This window comes from Kitasatospora sp. NPDC033851, assembly GCF_055576085.1.
On record NZ_JBVIRL010000004.1, the window covers coordinates 437,939 to 454,993 of the forward strand.

General features: G+C 73.1%; 14 protein-coding genes and 1 pseudogene. 6 read left to right on the forward strand and 9 right to left on the reverse strand.

Annotated features, from left to right (window positions below; all coding sequences use genetic code 11):
- Nucleotides 1–97: 97 nt before the first annotated feature.
- The 3 genes from ACZ51D_RS11515 to ACZ51D_RS11525 all read left to right on the forward strand — a co-directional run bounded on the left by ACZ51D_RS11515 (nucleotide 98) and on the right by ACZ51D_RS11525 (nucleotide 5,892).
- Nucleotides 98–3,358, forward strand: coding sequence for a type 2 lanthipeptide synthetase LanM family protein (locus ACZ51D_RS11515; RefSeq protein ID WP_465661993.1), 3,261 nt, complete (start codon nucleotides 98–100; stop codon nucleotides 3,356–3,358).
- 522 nt (nucleotides 3,359–3,880) lie between these two features.
- Nucleotides 3,881–4,876 carry a hypothetical protein gene (locus ACZ51D_RS11520; RefSeq protein WP_465661994.1) on the forward strand — a complete coding sequence of 332 codons (996 nt, stop codon included), beginning with the start codon at nucleotides 3,881–3,883 and terminating at the stop codon, nucleotides 4,874–4,876.
- Nucleotides 4,877–4,899: 23 nt separating this feature from the next.
- Nucleotides 4,900–5,892, forward strand: coding sequence for an ATP-binding cassette domain-containing protein (locus tag ACZ51D_RS11525; protein ID WP_465661995.1), 993 nt, complete (start codon nucleotides 4,900–4,902; stop codon nucleotides 5,890–5,892).
- Nucleotides 5,893–6,019: 127 nt separating this feature from the next.
- On the opposite strand, the gene ACZ51D_RS11530 is transcribed toward ACZ51D_RS11525, so the two are convergent.
- Nucleotides 6,020–7,039, reverse strand: coding sequence for a JmjC domain-containing protein (locus ACZ51D_RS11530; RefSeq protein WP_465661997.1), 1,020 nt, complete (start codon nucleotides 7,037–7,039; stop codon nucleotides 6,020–6,022).
- 90 nt (nucleotides 7,040–7,129) lie between these two features.
- Entirely contained in the window at nucleotides 7,130–8,158 is a 1,029-nt protein-coding gene (locus ACZ51D_RS11535) for a cytochrome P450 (RefSeq protein ID WP_465626101.1), read from the reverse strand.
- A 490-nt stretch (nucleotides 8,159–8,648) separates the two neighbouring features.
- Between ACZ51D_RS11535 and ACZ51D_RS11540 the strand changes: the two genes are divergently transcribed.
- Entirely contained in the window at nucleotides 8,649–9,095 is a 447-nt protein-coding gene (locus tag ACZ51D_RS11540; RefSeq protein WP_465661998.1) for a DUF5990 family protein, read from the forward strand.
- A gap of 140 nt (nucleotides 9,096–9,235) precedes the next feature.
- Here ACZ51D_RS11540 and ACZ51D_RS11545 read toward each other — a convergent pair whose 3' ends face one another.
- Nucleotides 9,236–11,497, reverse strand: a complete 2,262-nt coding sequence (locus ACZ51D_RS11545) for a M9 family metallopeptidase (RefSeq protein WP_465626105.1) — start codon at nucleotides 11,495–11,497, stop codon at nucleotides 9,236–9,238.
- A 222-nt stretch (nucleotides 11,498–11,719) separates the two neighbouring features.
- Nucleotides 11,720–11,881 (reverse strand): annotated as a pseudogene (locus ACZ51D_RS11550) (tRNA (adenosine(37)-N6)-threonylcarbamoyltransferase complex transferase subunit TsaD); the annotation flags it as partial.
- Nucleotides 11,882–12,044: 163 nt separating this feature from the next.
- Here ACZ51D_RS11550 and ACZ51D_RS11555 point away from each other — a divergent pair.
- Entirely contained in the window at nucleotides 12,045–12,647 is a 603-nt protein-coding gene (locus ACZ51D_RS11555; RefSeq protein WP_465626107.1) for a superoxide dismutase, read from the forward strand.
- 195 nt (nucleotides 12,648–12,842) lie between these two features.
- Here the strand turns inward: ACZ51D_RS11555 and ACZ51D_RS11560 are convergent, their stop codons facing one another.
- Entirely contained in the window at nucleotides 12,843–13,439 is a 597-nt protein-coding gene (locus ACZ51D_RS11560; RefSeq protein WP_465626109.1) for a TetR/AcrR family transcriptional regulator, read from the reverse strand.
- A 122-nt stretch (nucleotides 13,440–13,561) separates the two neighbouring features.
- Here ACZ51D_RS11560 and ACZ51D_RS11565 point away from each other — a divergent pair, with 122 nt between their 5' ends.
- Nucleotides 13,562–13,819 (forward strand): hypothetical protein, encoded by a 258-nt coding sequence (locus tag ACZ51D_RS11565; RefSeq protein ID WP_465626111.1) that lies wholly within the window; start codon nucleotides 13,562–13,564, stop codon nucleotides 13,817–13,819.
- Between the two features lie 5 nt (nucleotides 13,820–13,824).
- On the opposite strand, the gene ACZ51D_RS11570 is transcribed toward ACZ51D_RS11565, so the two are convergent.
- The 4 genes from ACZ51D_RS11570 to ACZ51D_RS11585 form a co-directional block, all read right to left on the reverse strand.
- The gene (locus tag ACZ51D_RS11570; protein WP_465662000.1) at nucleotides 13,825–14,685 is read right to left on the reverse strand and encodes a 5-oxoprolinase subunit C family protein; all 861 of its coding nucleotides are present in this window, start codon (nucleotides 14,683–14,685) and stop codon (nucleotides 13,825–13,827) included.
- A 94-nt stretch (nucleotides 14,686–14,779) separates the two neighbouring features.
- Nucleotides 14,780–15,403, reverse strand: coding sequence for a 5-oxoprolinase subunit B family protein (locus ACZ51D_RS11575; RefSeq protein WP_465662040.1), 624 nt, complete (start codon nucleotides 15,401–15,403; stop codon nucleotides 14,780–14,782).
- 71 nt (nucleotides 15,404–15,474) lie between these two features.
- On the reverse strand, nucleotides 15,475–16,269 hold the full coding sequence (locus ACZ51D_RS11580; RefSeq protein WP_465662002.1) for a LamB/YcsF family protein: 795 nt from the start codon (nucleotides 16,267–16,269) through the stop codon (nucleotides 15,475–15,477).
- Nucleotides 16,266–17,015, reverse strand: a complete 750-nt coding sequence (locus ACZ51D_RS11585) for a GntR family transcriptional regulator (protein ID WP_465662003.1) — start codon at nucleotides 17,013–17,015, stop codon at nucleotides 16,266–16,268. The genes ACZ51D_RS11580 and ACZ51D_RS11585 overlap by 4 nt, the downstream gene beginning before the upstream one ends.
- Between the last annotated feature and the right edge of the window lie 40 nt (nucleotides 17,016–17,055).

Consider the following 17,055-nt stretch of genomic DNA (forward strand, 5'->3'; position numbering starts at 1 on the left):
CTCCCGCCCGCCGTCGCGAGACGTCAAGAGACGTTGAGGGACGTTGAGGGACGTTGAGAGAACAGAGCCGAGCAGACGAGAGAGGCAGCACCGCCCCGTGGTCGACGCGTCCGAATTCCTGCGGGCTGCCGCCCGAGCCGTCCCGCTGCACGCCCGTGGCCAGGCGTCGGATCACCCAGGGTCTGCTGAGTGCGTCGAACGCGGCGAACGGGCCGAGCGCGGCGAACGGGCCGAACGCGCCGGCCGGAAGCTGGAGCGCTGGCGGGCCCAGGCGCCCTTCGACCGGGACGGCTGGTTCGAGCGGCGCCTCGCCGCCGACGGCCTCGACCCGGAGGCCCTGCGCGCCCTCCTCGCCGAGCACCCGGACGCGCTCGCCGACCGCCTCGGGCTCGGGGCGCACCCGTGGGCCGAGCGCCTCACCGACGCGTTCCGCCGTGAAGCCGTCCTGGCGGCGCCCGACATCCCCGAGGAGCACGCCTTCGCCCGGCTCGCCGCTCCGCTGCTCGCCGACGCCCGCGACCGCCTGCGCGCCGGGATCGAGGCCCTGGACGCCCCCGCGCTCGGCACCCCCGAGGACCTGACCGCGCTCGCGCTCCCCGCGCTCACCGCCGCCGCTCACGGAGCGGCCATCAGGACCGTCATCACCGAACTCCATGTCGCCCGCCTCACCGGCGATTTGACCGGCGACACCCCCGAACTGCGCTACCTGGACTTCCTCGACCGGCTGACCCGCCCCGAGCGGGCGCTGCGACTCCTCGCCGAGTACCCGGTCCTGGCGTTCCGCCTCGCCACCACTGCCCGGCAGTGGACGGAAACCACCCTCACCCTGTTCCGCCGCCTCGCCGCCGACCTGCCCGCCCTCTCCGCCGGGTTCGCGGACGGCCGCCCGCTCGGCCGGCTCACCGAACTCGCCACCGGTCTCGGCGACCCGCACCGGGACGGCGCCACGGTCAGCTCGCTGCGCTTCGAACACGGCGTCCGGATCGTCTACAAGCCGCGCCCGCTCGGCGCCGAGACCCACTTCCAGCAACTCCTGCACTGGCTCAACCCCCGGCTCCGACTGCCCCTGCACGACCTCGCCCACCTGGCCGGCGACGGCTACGGCTGGGTCGCCCACATCACCGCCGAACCCGCCTCCAACGAAGCCGAGTTGAGCGCCTTCTACCACCGCGCGGGCACCCTCGCGGCGCTGATGTACGTCCTCGACGCGGTCGACTGCCACGCCCAGAACCTGATCGCCGTCCGCGACCAGCCCGTCCTCATCGACCTCGAGGCACTCCTCCACCCCGACCTGCACGAGCCCGCCAAGGACCTGTCCGAGTCCGAGCGCCTCGCCCGCCACCACGCCCGCCACTCGGTGCTCCGCTCCGGCCTGCTCCCCGAACGGATGTGGGACGAGGGCAACGGCGGCACCGACCTCTCCGCCCTCGGCTGGGACCCGGCCAGCCTCCCGCCCCGGCCCGCCCCCGTCCTGGTCGGCCAGGGCACGGACGAACTCCGGCTGGAATACCGGCGGTTGCCCGTCGAGGCACCCGGCAGCAGGCCCGTACCGGCCGGGCAGCCACTGCGGCCGGCCGATCACCTCGGCGAGTTGGAAGCCGGCTTCACCGAGGCCTACCGGCTGCTCGCCGCCGACAGGGAGCAACTCCGTGTACTGCTGCGCGCGTTCGCGGCCGACGAGACGCGGATGCTGCGTCGCGACACCTTCGAGTACCGCAGCCTCCTCAACACCGCCTGCCACCCTGACCTGCTCCGCGACGCCCTCGACCAGGACCGCCACCTCGACCGGCTCTGGGCGCTCGCCGCCTGGGAGGAGCACGCGCTCGCCTTCGTCGAACACGAACGCGCCGACCTGTGGCGCGGCGACGTGCCCGTCTTCACCATCCGCCCGGACAGTGTCGACGCCCGTTCCGCCACCGGTGCCGTCATCCCCGGCGTCACCGACCGGCCCGCCCTCGACCTCGCGCTCGCCAAGGCGGACGGCCTGGGTGAGGACGACCTCGCCCGTCAACTCCAGCTCCTGCGGCTGTCGGTGACGACGGCCGACGGGGCGCGCGAGCCGCGTCGGGCGGCTTCGGCGGTGACAGCGGCCGGGGCGGCCACGGCCGTGACCGGCGACGCATCAGCCGACGCACCGGTCGACGCGTCGGCCGACGCGGGGGAGGGCCTCGCCGACCGCGCGCTCGCCAAGGCCGTCGAGGCGGGCGAGCAACTGCTCCGCGAGGCCTACCGGGGCAGCGCCGACCTCGCTTTCGTAGGCCCCAACTGGACCCCGCCCGGCCGCTGGGCCCCCGCCGAACTCGGCCCTGACCTGTACAGCGGCACCGCCGGCATCACGCTCTTCCTGCACCAGCTCGCCGTCGTCACCGGCGACCGCTCGCACGAGGACTACGCCCGGGCAGCCGAACTGACACTCCGTCGCCAGATCCGTCGGCGCGCCGACCGGCTCGGCGGCGGACTGTCCGGGACCGGCGGAGTGCTCTACGCCCTTGCCCAGCTCGCCGCCCACCACCCCGACGCCGAACTCGACGCCCTGGCCGGGCTGGTGATCGACCGCGTCGCCGCCACCGCACCCGAGGACTCCCTCCACGACCTCCTCTCCGGCAATGCGGGCACCATCGGCGGACTGCTCGCCTGGGAGACCGTCCGGCCGGGCAGAGCCGTCACCGCCGCCCTGGCCGCGTGCACCGAACGCCTCGCCCGGGCCGCCGCCCCGCATCCCGAAGGCGGCGTCGGCTGGCTCCCCGCCTCCCTCGCCGAGGCCGCGAGCCGCCCGCCGGCCGGCTTCGCCCACGGCGGCTCCGGCATCGCCTGGGCCCTCGCCCGCGCCGGCCACCGCCTCGGCGACCCGAAGCTGCCCGAACTCGCCCTCGCCGCCCTCGACTACGAACGCACCCTGTTCGATCCGTCCGCCGCCAACTGGCGCGACGTCCGCGAGGACGGCGGCCCCGACGCCCCGTCCTTCCCCACCCTCTGGTGCCACGGCGCCTCCGGCATCGCCCTCGCCCGGGTCGAACTCGCCGAACTCCTGCCAGCGGGAAGGGAGTTGCTTCGAAAGGAGCGGGACACCGCGCTCGACACGGTGCGCCGCGAGGGCTTCGGCCTCAACTTCTCCCTCTGCCACGGCGACCTCGGCAACATCGAACCCCTCCACCTCGCAGGCGCCCCCTGGCACGCCCAGGCCCGTGCCACCCTCGACGCCCTCGACACCAGGGGCTGGATCTGCGGCCTCCCCCACGGCGTCCACAGCCCCTCCCTCATGGTCGGCCTCGCCGGCATCGGCCACGGCCTCCTCCGCCTCGCCGCCCCGACCCGCGTCCCGTCCCTGCTCGCCCTCCATCCGCCGGTAGCCCCCTGACGCTCACGGCTTCCCGCCCCCGGGCCGGTTGAACACCGGCCCGAGCCCCGGGGGGAGATGCTCGACCACCAGGGCGACGGCCCTCCTCGGGGCCGGTCGGGCCGCCGAGCACGTCGAGGCCGAACCGGCGGCGGACGCGGTGGATCCCGTTCCCCGTCGGGTCGGTGAACGGGATCCCCTTCTGAGCCGACAGGGGCGGGACGTCCCGCTGATTGTCGGATCGCATGCTGAACAGCCTGCCTCGGCGTCCTGTGGAACCGAACATCGCGAACCTTCCGAGTGATCGATTGCCACCAACTCGCCGTCGTCGACACGGAATCGCCCGGATCGAGTGAGACCGGCCGGGACACGCCGGACACCCCCGCGGGCCGCTGCCAGGATCGGGGTCCGCACCGGCAGCCGCCCCTCGCAGAGTGCCCACCGGCACCGCTGCCGACCCTCCACGCCCACCAGGCGACGAGGGCTGCCCGCGTGCGGAACCGCCGCGGCCGCAGGCCGCCGTACCAGGGAACAGGGAGCGCTGTGTCCGACCAGGTCGTGAAACCCGAGCAGCCCGCAACCACCCCCGACGACGACCACCACGACGACCAGTACGAGTCGCATCACGACGAGCACCCCGACAAGGCGCACGACAGGGAGCACGACGAGGAGCTGCGGCTCCGCTTCCCCGGCGACCGCCGCGCCCAGGCCGGCGCGTCGATGTCGGCGGGCGCCATGCTGCGCCGCCTGCCGCACCTGGTGCGCCGGGCGATGACGCTGGCCTGGGCGGCGGACCGGACGTCCACCGTCCTGCTGCTGGTCTGCCAGGCGCTGGCGGGCGTGTTCGGGGCGCTGGCGCTGTACGCCACCACCGGCACGCTGGGCGCGCTGCTGGTCCCCGGTCCGGTGACCGACCACCTGCGCGCCGCCGCGCCGTCGCTGGTCCTGCTGACCGTCTCGGCGGCCCTGCGCGCCGTGCTGGGCATCGCCGTGGTGGGCCTGTCCGGCCGGGTGTCGCCGCGGATCACCCGGGAGGCGGAGCTGGCGCTGATCGCGGCCGGGTGCGCCGCCGAGCTGGAGGCGTACGACGAGCCCGCGTACAACGAGCAGTGGGAGGCCGCCGACCGGGGCGCCTCGACCACGCCCGACCTGCTCTCCAACGCCCAGGACGTGATCGCCTCCACCGTCTCGTTGGCCGCCGCCGCGGGCGTCCTGGCGACGCTGCACCCCTGGCTGGTGCCGCTGCTGCTGCTCGGCTCGGTGCCGACCGGGGTGGCGGCCGTCCGCACTGCCCGGATCCACTACCTGGCGGCGGTGATCACCAACGAGGACCGCGGGGCGCTGCGCGTCTACCGGTGGTTCCTGATCGACAAGACCCGCGCCGACCAGGTCCGTTCGGACCAGGTCACCCCGTTCCTGATGGCCAAGTACCGCCGCGCCGAGGCGAAGATCGTCGCGGCCACCGACCGGGCGACCCGGGAGGCGGCCAAGGTGTCGCTGCTGGCCGCGCTCGGCCCACCGGGGCCGGCAGCGCGCTGATCTGGGGCACCCTGCTCTACCTGGTGGCGAGCGGCCGGATCGACCTGGCCGCCGCCGGCACCGCCACCTTCGCGCTGCGGACGGCCTCCTCCGGGCTGCAGGGCCTGGTCGGCAACGGCGCCCGGCTGTACCGGATGGGCCTCTACCTGGACGACTACTTCACCTTCCTGGACGAGGCCGGCGGCCACCGCATCCGGCGCGGCCACCTCGTCCCCGGAGCCCCGCAGCTGGTTGAGGTGAGCGACCTGAGGCACGCCTACCCGGGCGAGCAGCAGGAGCCCGCGCTGGACGGCGTCAGCATGACACTGCGGGCGGGCGAAGTGGTGGCCGTCATCGGGCAGAACGGCAGCGGCAAGTCGACCCTGCTGAAGCTGCTCTCCGGCCTCTACCTGCCGCAGTCGGGCCGGATCACCTGGGACGGCGTGCCGGTGGAGGAGCTGGACGCCGACGGCATGTGGTCCCGGGTGGCCCGGGTGCCGCAGGAGTTCGCCCGCTGGCCGCTGGGCGCCGCCGAGAACGTCCACCTGGGCCACCTCACCGACCGGGTGATGGCCGACGTCGAACGGGCGGCGGCGCGGACCGGCTTCGACGAGATCGTCGGCCGGCTGCGCTCCGGCTGGCGCACGCTGCTCGCCCAAGGCTGGTGGGGCGGCGCCGAGTTGTCCGGCGGCGGCTGGCAACGCGCGGCGGTGGCGCGGGCGCTCTACCGTACGGTGCGCAGCCCGGGCCTGCTGATCCTGGACGAGCCGACCTCCGACCTCGACCCGCGCGCCGAGCATCGCATCCTGCACTCCCTGCGCGCCCTCGCCCCGGGGCGGATCACCCTCCTGGTCACCCACAACATCGCCAACGCGGCGGTCGCGGACCGGGTGATCGTGATGGACAAGGGCCGGATCGTCCAGGCCGGCACCTGGGCCGAACTCGCCGCCCGCGACGACGGCCTGTTCCGCGAACTGCTCGACCTCCAGCGGGACCGGACCGTGCCGGCCCAGCGCGCGGCGGGGGAGGAGAGCTGACGCGCGACTGAACCGTCGGCCCCGGTCGAACCGGAGGACTGGTGGACTGGTGGACCGGGAGGCCGGGGGCGGTGGACCAGGGGACCGGGGGCGCTGTGCCCCCGGTCCGGTGGCCCGGCGCCGTGCGTCAGGTCGTGGTGCGGGCCGCGTCGCGCAGCCTGCGCCAGGTGCGGCCGACCGGGCCAAGCCCGGCGTGCCCGGCGTCGGGTCCTCCGGTCTCCCAGGTGCGGGCCGCCTCGGTGAAGGTCTCCGCCCGGGGCGGTCCGACCGGTTGCCGCGCCTCCCCGGCCCGGGTGGCCGCCCGGGCGGCCAGCAGCAGGTCTTCCGGTCCGATCGTGTCGGCCTCGGCCCGGACGTGGCCGAGGAGCGTGGCGCAGGCGTCGGCGATCGCGGCCTGGCCCAGTGGGCGGGCCGGGAGGTCCAGCCCTTCGGTCAGCCGCCGGGCGAGAGCCGTCCGCAGGTCCGGCAGGGAGAGGTCGCGGATCGTCAGCGACAGGTGGGCGGACAGTCCGGCGGCGCCGACCGCGCGGTGGGCGAAGCCGCGCGGGACGTAGAGGACGTCGCCGGGTTCGAGGACGCGGTGCAGGAGGCGCGGCGAGTGCTCGTCGTCGGGGAGTTCGCCCAGCGACCAGTCCGCCACGGTCGGGGCGTCGTGGACGTACCAGGTCTTGCGTCCGGCCGCCTGGAGGACGAACACGTCCGCGTCGTCGCGGTGCACTGCGAGCCCCTGACCGCCGGCCGGGGTGAGGAAGAAGAACGCTTCCACGCGCCGGTCGAGCTCCTCGGACAGCCGGGCCACCAGCTCGCCCGTCGGGCGGTGCCACTGGTCGACGCACCGCAGCAGCAGGGTCGCCCCGGCGTGCAGGCGCGCGAGGACCTTCGCGCGGTCGGCGTAGCCGTCGTACGTCACGCCGTTGACCACGCGTGACGTGGTGTAGGCCTCGGGCGGGACGGTGACCTTGTCGGAGCGGACCATCTCCAGGTACGGGGTGCGCAGCAGCCCTCCGTCGAAGGCGGCGTCCAGCGCGTCGAGGTCGAAGGGCGAGGCGAGGGCCCCCGGGGTGAAGACCGCGGGCTCGCGCTGCCACCGGCGGCCGGCGAAGCTTTCGACGTCGCCGACCCAGTCGGCCAGCGTGGGCGATTCCATGATGTGTCCTGTGGTGTCAGGGTGTTCGGTGCTCGGGGCTGACGGTCTCCGCCCGGAGCCGCCGGATCATGCCGCCGGTCGTGTGCCGGGTCATGCCCCCGCTGTCCCCGCTGCCGCCTCGAAGCGGACGGAGAGCAGGGAGCGCAGGGGGACGGGGGCGTCCTGCCGCGGTCCGCGGATGACGAGTCCGTTGTCGAAGGCGACGGTCAGCAGGCGCTCGGCCAGGGGGACGACCAGGTGCTTGGCCCAGCAGCGGGCGCCGTCGAACCCGAACGGCATGAAACCGGGTGTCTTCTCCGGGTCCGCCACCCCGGTCCACCGTTCGGGGCGGAACTCCAGCGGGTCGGACCAGTAGTCCGGGTGGCGGTGCATCAGGAGCGGGAAGAGCGCGACGTTGTCCTCGGGGCGGATCTCGGGGTGCAGCCGGGTGTACGCGTCCCCGCCGTTGCGCCACAGCATCCACGCGGGCGGGAGCAGTCGCAGCGTCTCCCACAGGACCGCAGTGAGGCCGGGGGTCTCCGCCGCGTGGTCGCGTTCCGGCTCCTGCCGCAGCAGCCACAGGGCGTTGCCGGCCAGTGCGGCCACGCCGTCGCAGAGGGTGGCCGTCGCCCGCCGGTACATGGCGATGGCCTGCTTCCGCTCCAGCGGGTCGGAAGCCGCGCGGATCAGTTGGGCCAGTGCGGTCGACCCGCCCTCGGCCTCGGATCCCGGCCAGATGGTGACGGCGCGGTCGACGAGCCGGGAGAGCGTGTCGGAGCGGGTGACGCCGCGTTTCGACAGCAGGGAGACCGGCAGGGGGTCGGACGAGAAGAGCCAGCCGCGCAGGTAGGAGGTGGGCGCGTAGGGCCAGGCGCCGGACAGCCCGCGCGCCGGGGGCGGCGGCGTCCGGATGCCCGCCATGACGTCCTGCCCCAGTGCGCGGATCGTGCGGGTGGCGCTGTCGTGGGGGATGTCGGCGCCCGCGGCGGGTTTGTAGACCGAGCGCTCCGCGGACAGCACGGGGCGCGCCGCGACGGTTTCGGCCATCAGGTGGCAGTCGGAGACACCGACCGTGGTGGCGTCGATCCGGAATACCCTTTCTTCCCGGGCCAGCAGGTCCCGGATCCGAGGGGCAAACACGAGGGAATGGTCGCGGACCGGTGTCGCCGCAATTTCTTCCACGAGAATCCCGCCTTTATCGGAATGGCGATGGAATGCGTTCGATGCGCGTCGTGGGGGGGGGGGGGGGGGGGGGGGCGCCCGCGCCCCCCCCCCCCCCCCCCCCCCCCCGACGGTGGTGCATCAGATGACGTGCAGGATCCACGCGTGGGCAGCGAGGTCCTCGTTCTTCTTGAACTTCTTGGCGATCGCCTTGATCATCTTCATGGCTGTCTCCATTCTGTGATTGCGGGCGTGGCAAAACAGCCACGCCCTGGCCGTGAGTCCATTCGAATTCCCGTGTGGAATCGGAACGGCTTCATCTGTCTCTGGACCCTAACCGAAGGTGCGGGTTTTTGACACCCCTTCGGTTGATGATGATCGGACCTCTGTGCAACGTTAACGGCCCATTCTTTGGGGAAATTGTTATAACCCTGCTTCGGAAGGGCCACGGGTGGGGGACGATAGCGGTATGGAGCTGAGGATCGAGGCCACCGACCTGCCCGGCCGCGAGCGCGGTGCCGGCCCGGACTTCCCGGGGTACCGGGACATCCACGTCGCCGTCCAACGCCGGGGCAGGCCCGCCGAGTTGCTGGACCCGCAGCCCGGGGACGCGGGGCGGGCGAGGTGGTCGCTGGAGTGCGCGGTGAAGCCGCTGCCGGACGGCCGGGTGGACATCACCGGCCGGTACGTCCAGGGCGGCCCGGGCGGGCGGTTCGTCTACCTGAACTGGGTGGCCGGGGACGACCGGGAGCTGTTCCGCCGGGCGAAGCTGCTGCTGGAGGCGATCGACCGGGAAACCGCCGAGGAGGCCGCCCGGACCGGCCTGCTGGTCGCCCGCCTCGGACTGACGGACGCGAAGGGCCACCCGCTGTGCGCCGCCGTCCGCCCGCCGACGGTCACCTGGTCGGCGGCGTAGGCGAGGCGGCGTGGGCGGGGCGGGGTGAGTGGGAACGGGGGCCCGAGCGGAAACGGGGGAGGGCCCCGCGTCGCCGCGGGGCCCTCCGGTACGTACGGACGTGCTCGGTGCTCGGTGCTCGTTCTCAGCTGCCCAGGTGGTCAGTTGTAGGTCGTGGTGACGGTGACGCCGCCGAAGCCCTGCTGACCGTAGAGGCTGAAGTACACCCAGCCGGCCGGCGGGTTGGTGATGGTGAGGGTCTCGCCGTTGCCGCTGTTGGTGGACTTGGCCTGGTAGGAGCCGGTGGTGGCCCAGGCGCCGCCGTTGTAGTAGAGGTCGGCGTTGCCGGTGCCGCCGCTGGTGGTGATGGTCAGCTGCTTCACGCCGGCGGGCAGGTTCAGGAAGCTGTAGCTGTAGTTCCCGGTGGTGGCGGCCACGCCGTCGCGGCGGCAGTTCTTGTCGAACTGCCGGGCGTCGGCGGCGGTGCACAGCGGAGCCTGGTTGGTGGGCAGGGAGCCGCAGTTGTCGGCGGCGCAGGCCTTGAGCCAGGCGGCGAAGTCGGCGTCGTACGAGGTGCCGATGGTGCTCTTGAGCAGGGTGCGGGCACTGTTCCAGTCACCCACGCGGTACTTGGCGAGCAGCGCGGTCACGTCCTGCGGGTGCGACTGGAGCATGTAACGGACGGCCAGGTAGCCCCAGTTGTAGATCCGGGTGGAGTCCGCGTTGTCGTAGGTGCTGTCGAACAGGGTGCTCAGCGCGTAGGTGCCCTTGCCGGCCTGGGTGACCGCGTCGTCGTAGTGGACGCCCCGGTAGCTGTAGGAGATGTACTCGGCCAGGCCCTCGACCCACCAGACGGTCGGGGTGGTCATGCCGGCGTCGAAGTTGCCGTAGAAGTCGTAGCGGCCGTCGAGGTAGTGGGTGTACTCGTGGTTGAGGTTCCAGATCTGGAACTGGGGCCGCAGCCAGGAGGCCTCGTGGGCGATGAAGCGGGCCTGGTTGCCGGCCTTGGCCGGGTCGCCCTCCTCGTACATGCCGCCGTTGTCCACGGCGATGTGGTACATCAGCCAGGCGTAGAGGCTGTAGTTGTAGTAGTCGTCGAAGACGACGACCTCGAGGCTGTTGTTGTTGTCGTTCGCGACCGGGCCGTTGTCCTTGACCACGGAGTGGAAGTAGGCGTCCTGGTTGATCAGGCTGGTGCAGGTGTCGGTGAGCTGCTGCGCGGTCATGTCCTGGGCGCGGATGCGCAGGTTGGCGTTGCAGGTGTGGTCGATGGTGAGCACGAGCGGGACGAGCCGGGTGGGCAGGTCGCAGGTGCCGTAGTAGGCGCAGTTGCCCGCGTCCTTGTTCTCCTCGAACCAGACCAGGTTCATGGTGAGCGGACCGGTGGCGCCGACCAGCGGGTAGCGGTTGATCAGGTCCTTGACGATCGGCCGGCCCTGGGCCTTGGTGGCGTCATGGGCGAGCAGGTTGCCGATCTGGATGCCGACGCTCGTCACCGTGTCGCCGCCGGTGAGCTGCGAGCTGTTGCGGGTGACGAAGGACGACATGCTGGTGGCGAAGGAGGGGTCGGCCTGGAGCGCGGCGACGAAGTCCGTCCGGTCGAAGCCACGGGAGATGAGGGTCTCGGTGTTGGCGACGGCGGTGGCCATCGAGCCGGTCCAGGCGCTGGAGTAGCTGTCGAGCAGGCGCTTGATGACGCCGGTGTAGCGGGCGTTCTCCTGGGCACTGTCGATCAGGGTGACGGCCTCGGCGAGGGTCTGGCCGTTGGCCTCGGTGACGTCCTTGCTGTGCGGGGCCGCGAAGAAGGCGTCCAGCGCGCCGCGGATCGCGGTCTGCAGGCTGGTGCCGTAGGTGCCGACGACGTCGGCGTGGTTCCACTGCACGTAGTAGCCGGCGCGCAGGAAGAGCACCAGCTGGCCGGCCGCGGTGGAGTCGTCCCCGGGGTAGGCGGCGGAGACGTCGCGCAGGGCGTTGGCGACGGTGGCCATCTGGGCCTCGTTGAAGGCGCCCTTCGCGTCGTTGCCGGTGAGCGTGAACAGCGAGTTGACGCAGTCGAGCCCGGCCGACTTGACCTGCTGGACCAGCGCGGCACCGGAGTTGCCGGTGAAGGCGGAGACGTCACAGGCGTTGACGGCGGCGGAGAACTGCTTCGCCGCCTTCGCGGTGCCGACGGTGCTGCCCCCCGTCGGAGCGTTCGGCTTGGCCTGTGCGTCGGAGGCCAGCGGGCGGGCGTCCTTGGGGGTGTCGGGCGACTTGGGCACGGGGATCGCACGGGGCGCGGCCGCCTTGCCCGTGGGGGCGGGGGCCGACGGCTTGTCGGCGGCGTGGGCCTGCGGCGCGAAGAGTCCGAGGGCGAGGAAGAAGGCGGCGCCGAGCGCAGGGAGTCTGCGCGCGTTCGCCTTCGCTATCCGGAAGGGACGCATGGGGTGGGGGCCTCCGGGCCAGTGAGGGTTGTGCGGTGTGGGGGCGCACGGTCCTGATGTGTGACATGTAAAATGGCACATGGTTCAACGCGGAGGGAAGTCCCGGGGGCGGAATTTCGACCGGCTTGACCGAACCGTTGCCCGACCGGACACGCTGTCAACTGGACGCGCAGTCAACCGGACATGCTGTCAGGCGACGGAACCCGCACTCGGCGTGAGAACCGCGACCCCGCCGGCCGCCACCAGCGTGCCGATCCCGTGATCGATGCAGGCCCTGGTCGCCTTCCGGGGCAGCACGTCCGCGATCGCCTCCTGCAACGCGGCCGCCGCGTCCGGCGCGTGCGGCTCCCGCTGCGCCTCCATCCGGCGGGCGGCGGCCGACCGTCACGGTCACTCACCCTCGTCGCCCGTCACGTCCGTTGGCGACCGTTCTGCCTGAGGCGGCGTGAGGAATAAGCAGGAGCCCATGCTGTGTTCTTGCAACTCATACGCAATAGTGTTGTCCCGGCACGATCATCACCATCCGTCGAAAGGGCTGTGTCCCACCATGGGCGCCTACACGCTTCCCGACCTGCCGTACGACTACTCCGCGCTCGAGCGGGCCATGTCGGCCGAGATCCTGGAGCTGCACCACTCCAAGCACCACGCCGCCTACGTCAAGGGCGCGAACGACACCCTGGACCAGCTCGCCGAGGCCCGCGACAAGGAGCAGTTCGGCGGCCTCGTCGGCCTGCAGAAGACCTTCGCGTTCCACCTGTCCGGCCACGTCCTGCACTCGCTGTTCTGGCAGAACCTCTCCCCGGAGGGCGGCGACCGCCCCGAGGGCGAGCTGGCCGACGCCATCACCGAGCACTTCGGCAGCTTCGACGCCTTCAAGAAGCAGCTCACCACCGCCACCACCGGCGTCCAGGGTTCCGGCTGGGGCATCCTCTCCTGGGAGCCGCTCGGGCAGCGCCTGATCGTCGAGCAGGTCTACGACCACCACGGCAACGTGGGCCAGAACACCACCCCGCTGCTCGCCTTCGACGCCTGGGAGCACGCCTACTACCTGCAGTACCGCAACGTCCGCCCGGACTACGTCACCCGCCTGTGGGACGTCGTCAACTGGCAGGACGTCTCGGCCCGCTTCGCGGCCGTCCAGAGCGCCTGACGCCCGTCAAGCGAACGGCCCCGGACCGGTCGACCGGTCCGGGGCCGTTCGCCCTGCGTTCCCACCGTGCTTGCCCGTCACGGCCGTTGACACCCTTTGCACCGGGTGCACCGGGCACACCCTGCCACCCGCCGGGCCGCCCAGGCCGCCCGCCGCCGCTGAACCCGGCCGCGTCGGCGGGCCGTTCGCGGCTGCTCAGTCGCTCGCGGGCCTCGTCAGGCGACGGACGAAGGTGACCACGGCCTCCCGGTCCGTCGCGTGGTCCGCCTGGCCGGAGAGCAGTAGGCGGACCATCTGCGGCAGCGTGAACCAGGAGTTCACCAGCCCGATCACCGCGAACATCAGCCGTGCCGGATCCACCTCACCGGCCACCTCGCCGCTGCGCTGGGCAGCGGCGACGGCCGCGATCTTCTCGCCGTAGTGCGCGGTGCGTTCCGGGCCGGCCGCCAACCCCTCGGCCTCCGTGCCGCGTTGCAGGCCCTCCCAGGCCAGCAGGCGGGAGAAGTGCGGGTTGGCCGAGTGGTAGTCGAAGACCCGCCCGGCGTAGTCGCCGAGGTCCAGGCGCGCCGTCGGCGCGAGCGGCACCGCCTTCGCCAGCTTGCCGAGTTCGGATGTCAGCACGGCGGAGAACAGCTGCTCCTTGTTGCCGAAGTACTGGTAGATCCGCTCCTTGTTCACCCCCGCCCGGGTCGCCACCCGGGCGATCCGGGCCCCGTCCGGGCCGAACTCGGCGAACTCCTCGACCGCGGCGTCGAGGAGGAGCTGCTGCGTGCGTGCGGTGTCCCAGGCCATGACCCCACGATATCCCAAATGTCCAACCCTTTGGTTGGACATCCGCGCCGGCCCGTGCCAAACTCCAACCGAAGGGTTGGAGATTTGGCCTCCAGCCGCTCACCAAGGGGAGGACCCGCGCCATGACCACCGACACCATCACCCCGGCCGCACCCGCGACGACCCCCGCCGCCCCGTCGGTCCACCGCCGCGCCCTGCTCACCTGGCTCGCCGTCTACCCGACCATCACCACCGCCTTCCTCCTCCTCAGCCCCTACCTCGGCAACCTGCCCCTGCCCCTGCGCACCCTGGTCATGACCGCCCTCGTCGTCCCCGTCGTCGTCTACGCCCTGATGCCGCTGCTCCTCAAGGCGGAGACCAGGCTCGCCCGCCGGAAGTAGCGGACTCAGCGCCGTCGCATCGGGGTGAAGCGGACCGGGGTGCCCGGGGCGGCCTGGGCGACGGCGGGGAGGGCGGTGGCGGGGACGACGCCGATGACGGGGTAGCCGCCGGTGGTGGGGTGGTCGGCGAGGAAGACCACCGGGCGGCCGTCGGGCGGGACCTGGACCGCGCCCAGGACCATGCCCTCGCTGGGGAGTTCGCCCACGCGGGCGCGCTCCAGGGGCGGCCCGTCCAGGCGCAGGCCGATCCGGTTGCTGGTGGGGGAGACGCGGTAGCCGGAGCCGGTGAGGACGGCGAGCGAGCGGGTGGTGAACCAGTCGTCGCGCGGGCCGAACAGCACCGGCAGGAGCAGTGGGTCCGGCGGCGCGGGCGTCGGCACCACGTCCGCCCCGGCGGGCGGGCCGACCGGATCGCCGAGCGGCAGCGCGTCCCCGGGGGCCACGGGAGCGGGGCCCAGCCCCGAGAGCAGATCGGTCGAGCGGCTGCCGAGGACCGGCGCGGCGGCGATCCCACCCGCGAAGGCGACGTAGCTGCGCACACCCCGCGTCGCGGGGCCCACCTCCAACAGCGCCCGGGCGGGCAGCCGCACCGGGGCGGCCCAGGCGGCGGGCCGCCCGTCGACCCGTACGGCGCACGGCGCGCCGGCCACGGCCACCGTCACGGCGCGGTCCACGCGCACCGCGCAGCCCAGCACGGTGGTCTCCAGGGTGGCCGCCGTCGCGGGGTTGCCGACCAGGTGGTTGGCGAGTCGGTGGGCGGGCTGGTCGAGCGCGCCGGAGCGCGGCACGCCCAGGTGCGCGTGCCCGGGCCGGCCGAGGTCCTGGACGGTCGTCAGCAGGCCGGAACTGGTGATGGTGACGGTCATGCTCCCTCGATCACGCTTCCTCGTCCGGGTTTCCTCGTTCGGGTTTCCTTGGTCGGGTTTCCTTGGTCGGGCTTCCTCGTCCGGGCTTTCGTGGTCAGGCTTCCTCGATCACGAACCGGACCCGGGTCCCAGGACTGAACAGGGCCGCGGGTTCCCGGGACGGGTCCCACAGCACGGCGTCGGTGCGCCCGATCAGCTGCCACCCGCCCGGGGACGAGCGCGGGTAGGCGCCGGTGTACGGGCCGGCGAGGGCGATCGCCCCGGCCGGGACGGCGGGGCGGGGGACGGCCCGCCGGGGCACCCGGTAGCGCTCGGGCAGGCCGGTCAGATAGCCGAAGCCGGGGGCGAAGCCGCTGAAGGCGACGCGGAACTCGGTCGCGGAGTGGATGTGCGCGACCTCGTCCTCGGCGACACCCCACAGTGCGGCGACCTCCGCGACGTCGGCACCGTCGTAGCGCACCGGGATGGTCACGGTCCGGTCGGCGCTCGCCCGCAGCGGTGGCACGCGCCAGCCGGCCAGTTCGGCGGCCAGGGCGTCGGGATCGGCCACGCCGTCGAGCAGCACGCTCCGTTCGGCGGGCACCACCTCGGTGACGGCCGGGAGTTCGGACGCCGCGCGTCGGCGCCGGAGTTCGGCGTGGAAGGCGGTCGTCTCGTCGGCGCCGTCCAACTCGACCAGGAGCGCGTCCAGACCGACCCGCAGGACGCGCATCTTCATCCCGTCGGTCCTGTTCGCCCCGGCCTGCGCGCCCCGCACGATCTGCGCGGTCTGCGCCGTCCGTTCGGCGCTCACGCGAACGCCTCGACGCGGACTCCGGCCGTCCACAGGGCCGTTCGCACCCGTCGGGCCAGATCCGCGGCCCCAGGGGTGTCGCCGTGCACGCACAGGGAACGGGCCCGCAGCCGGATCCGGTCGCCGGTGCGCGCGGTGACCTCGCCGTCCCGGGCGATGGCGACCGAGCGGTGGACGACCGCGTCCGGGTCGTCGACGACGGCGTCGGGTTCGCGGCGTGGGACGAGCGTGCCGTGCGGGGTGTACGCGCGGTCGGCGAAGGCCTCGGCGACCACCGGCAGCCCGGCCCGCCCGGCCGCCTCGTGCAGCCGTGAACCGGGAAGCCCGAGTACGGGCAGGGCCCGCTCCTGTGCCCCCGTGGCCAGGCGGACGCCGCGGACCACCGCCTCCGCCTGCTCCTCGTCGTGCACCGCCCGGTTGTACAGCGCGCCGTGCGGTTTGACGTACGCCACGTGTGCTCCGGCTGCCCGCGCGAACACCTGCAACGCCCCTATCTGGTAGGCGACTTCGTTCGACAGCTCGTCCGGCGGGACGTCCATCGCCCGCCGCCCGAACCCGGCGAGGTCCCGGTAGGAGACCTGCGCGCCGATCCGCACGCCCCGCTCCGCGGCCAGCTCGCACACCCGTCGCATGGTGGTCGGGTCCCCGGCGTGGAAGCCGCAGGCGACGTTGGCGCTGGTGACCACAGACAGCAGGGCGTCGTCGTCGGTGAGCGTCCAGCGGCCGAATCCCTCGCCGAGGTCGGCGTTGAGGTCGACGACCGGAACGGGAGCGCCCCCGGGCGGGGTCATCTCGCGCTGCCCGTCACCGGGCCGTCCGGCATGGCACCGCCCGCCATGGCACCGCCCGCCATGGGGCCGTCCGTCATCGCACGGACGATCACCGCGCGCGCGTCGTCCAGGTACCTGGTCAGCTCCACCACGGCGTCGTCGATCTCGCCCGTCTCCAGCAGCCCGGTGAGCGTCTGGTTGCGGCGCAGGAACGGTGCGTGGAGCCCGCGCGCCGAGGGGACGGCGGCGAAAGCCAGGCGCAGTTCGGCCATCAGGCGGGCCATGCACTCGTCGATCCGCCGGCTGCCGGCGATCCCTGCGACGGCCTGGTGGAAGTGCAGGTCGGCGGTGCCGACGGTGACCCAGTCGCCGACCGCCTCGGCGGCCTCCGCGCAGCTCAGGGCGGTGCGCACCGCGGCCAGGCGCTCGGGTGCGGCGCTGTGCAGGGCACGTACGCCGGCGGTCTCCAGGGCGAGGCGCAGCGTGTAGATGTCGGCGACGTCGTCCGGTTCGAGGATCCGGACGAACACGCCCCGGTTCAGCTCGTGCACGACCAGCCGCTGGTCGGCCAGCAGCCGGAACGCCTCGCGGAGTGTGTTGCGCGAGACGGTGAGCGCTTCTCCGAGCGCCTCCTCCGACAGCCGGGTGCCGGGGGCTAGCAGGCCTTCGGTGATGTGGTCGCGCAGCACCTCGGCCACGCGTTGGGCGGCGCTGGCGCGGTCGAGCCGGCCCCGGTCGGCCGCGAGCGCGTCGAAAACTCCGGTCACGTTCCACCTCCTGAACTCTTGTCGGATTGTTCCACAATCC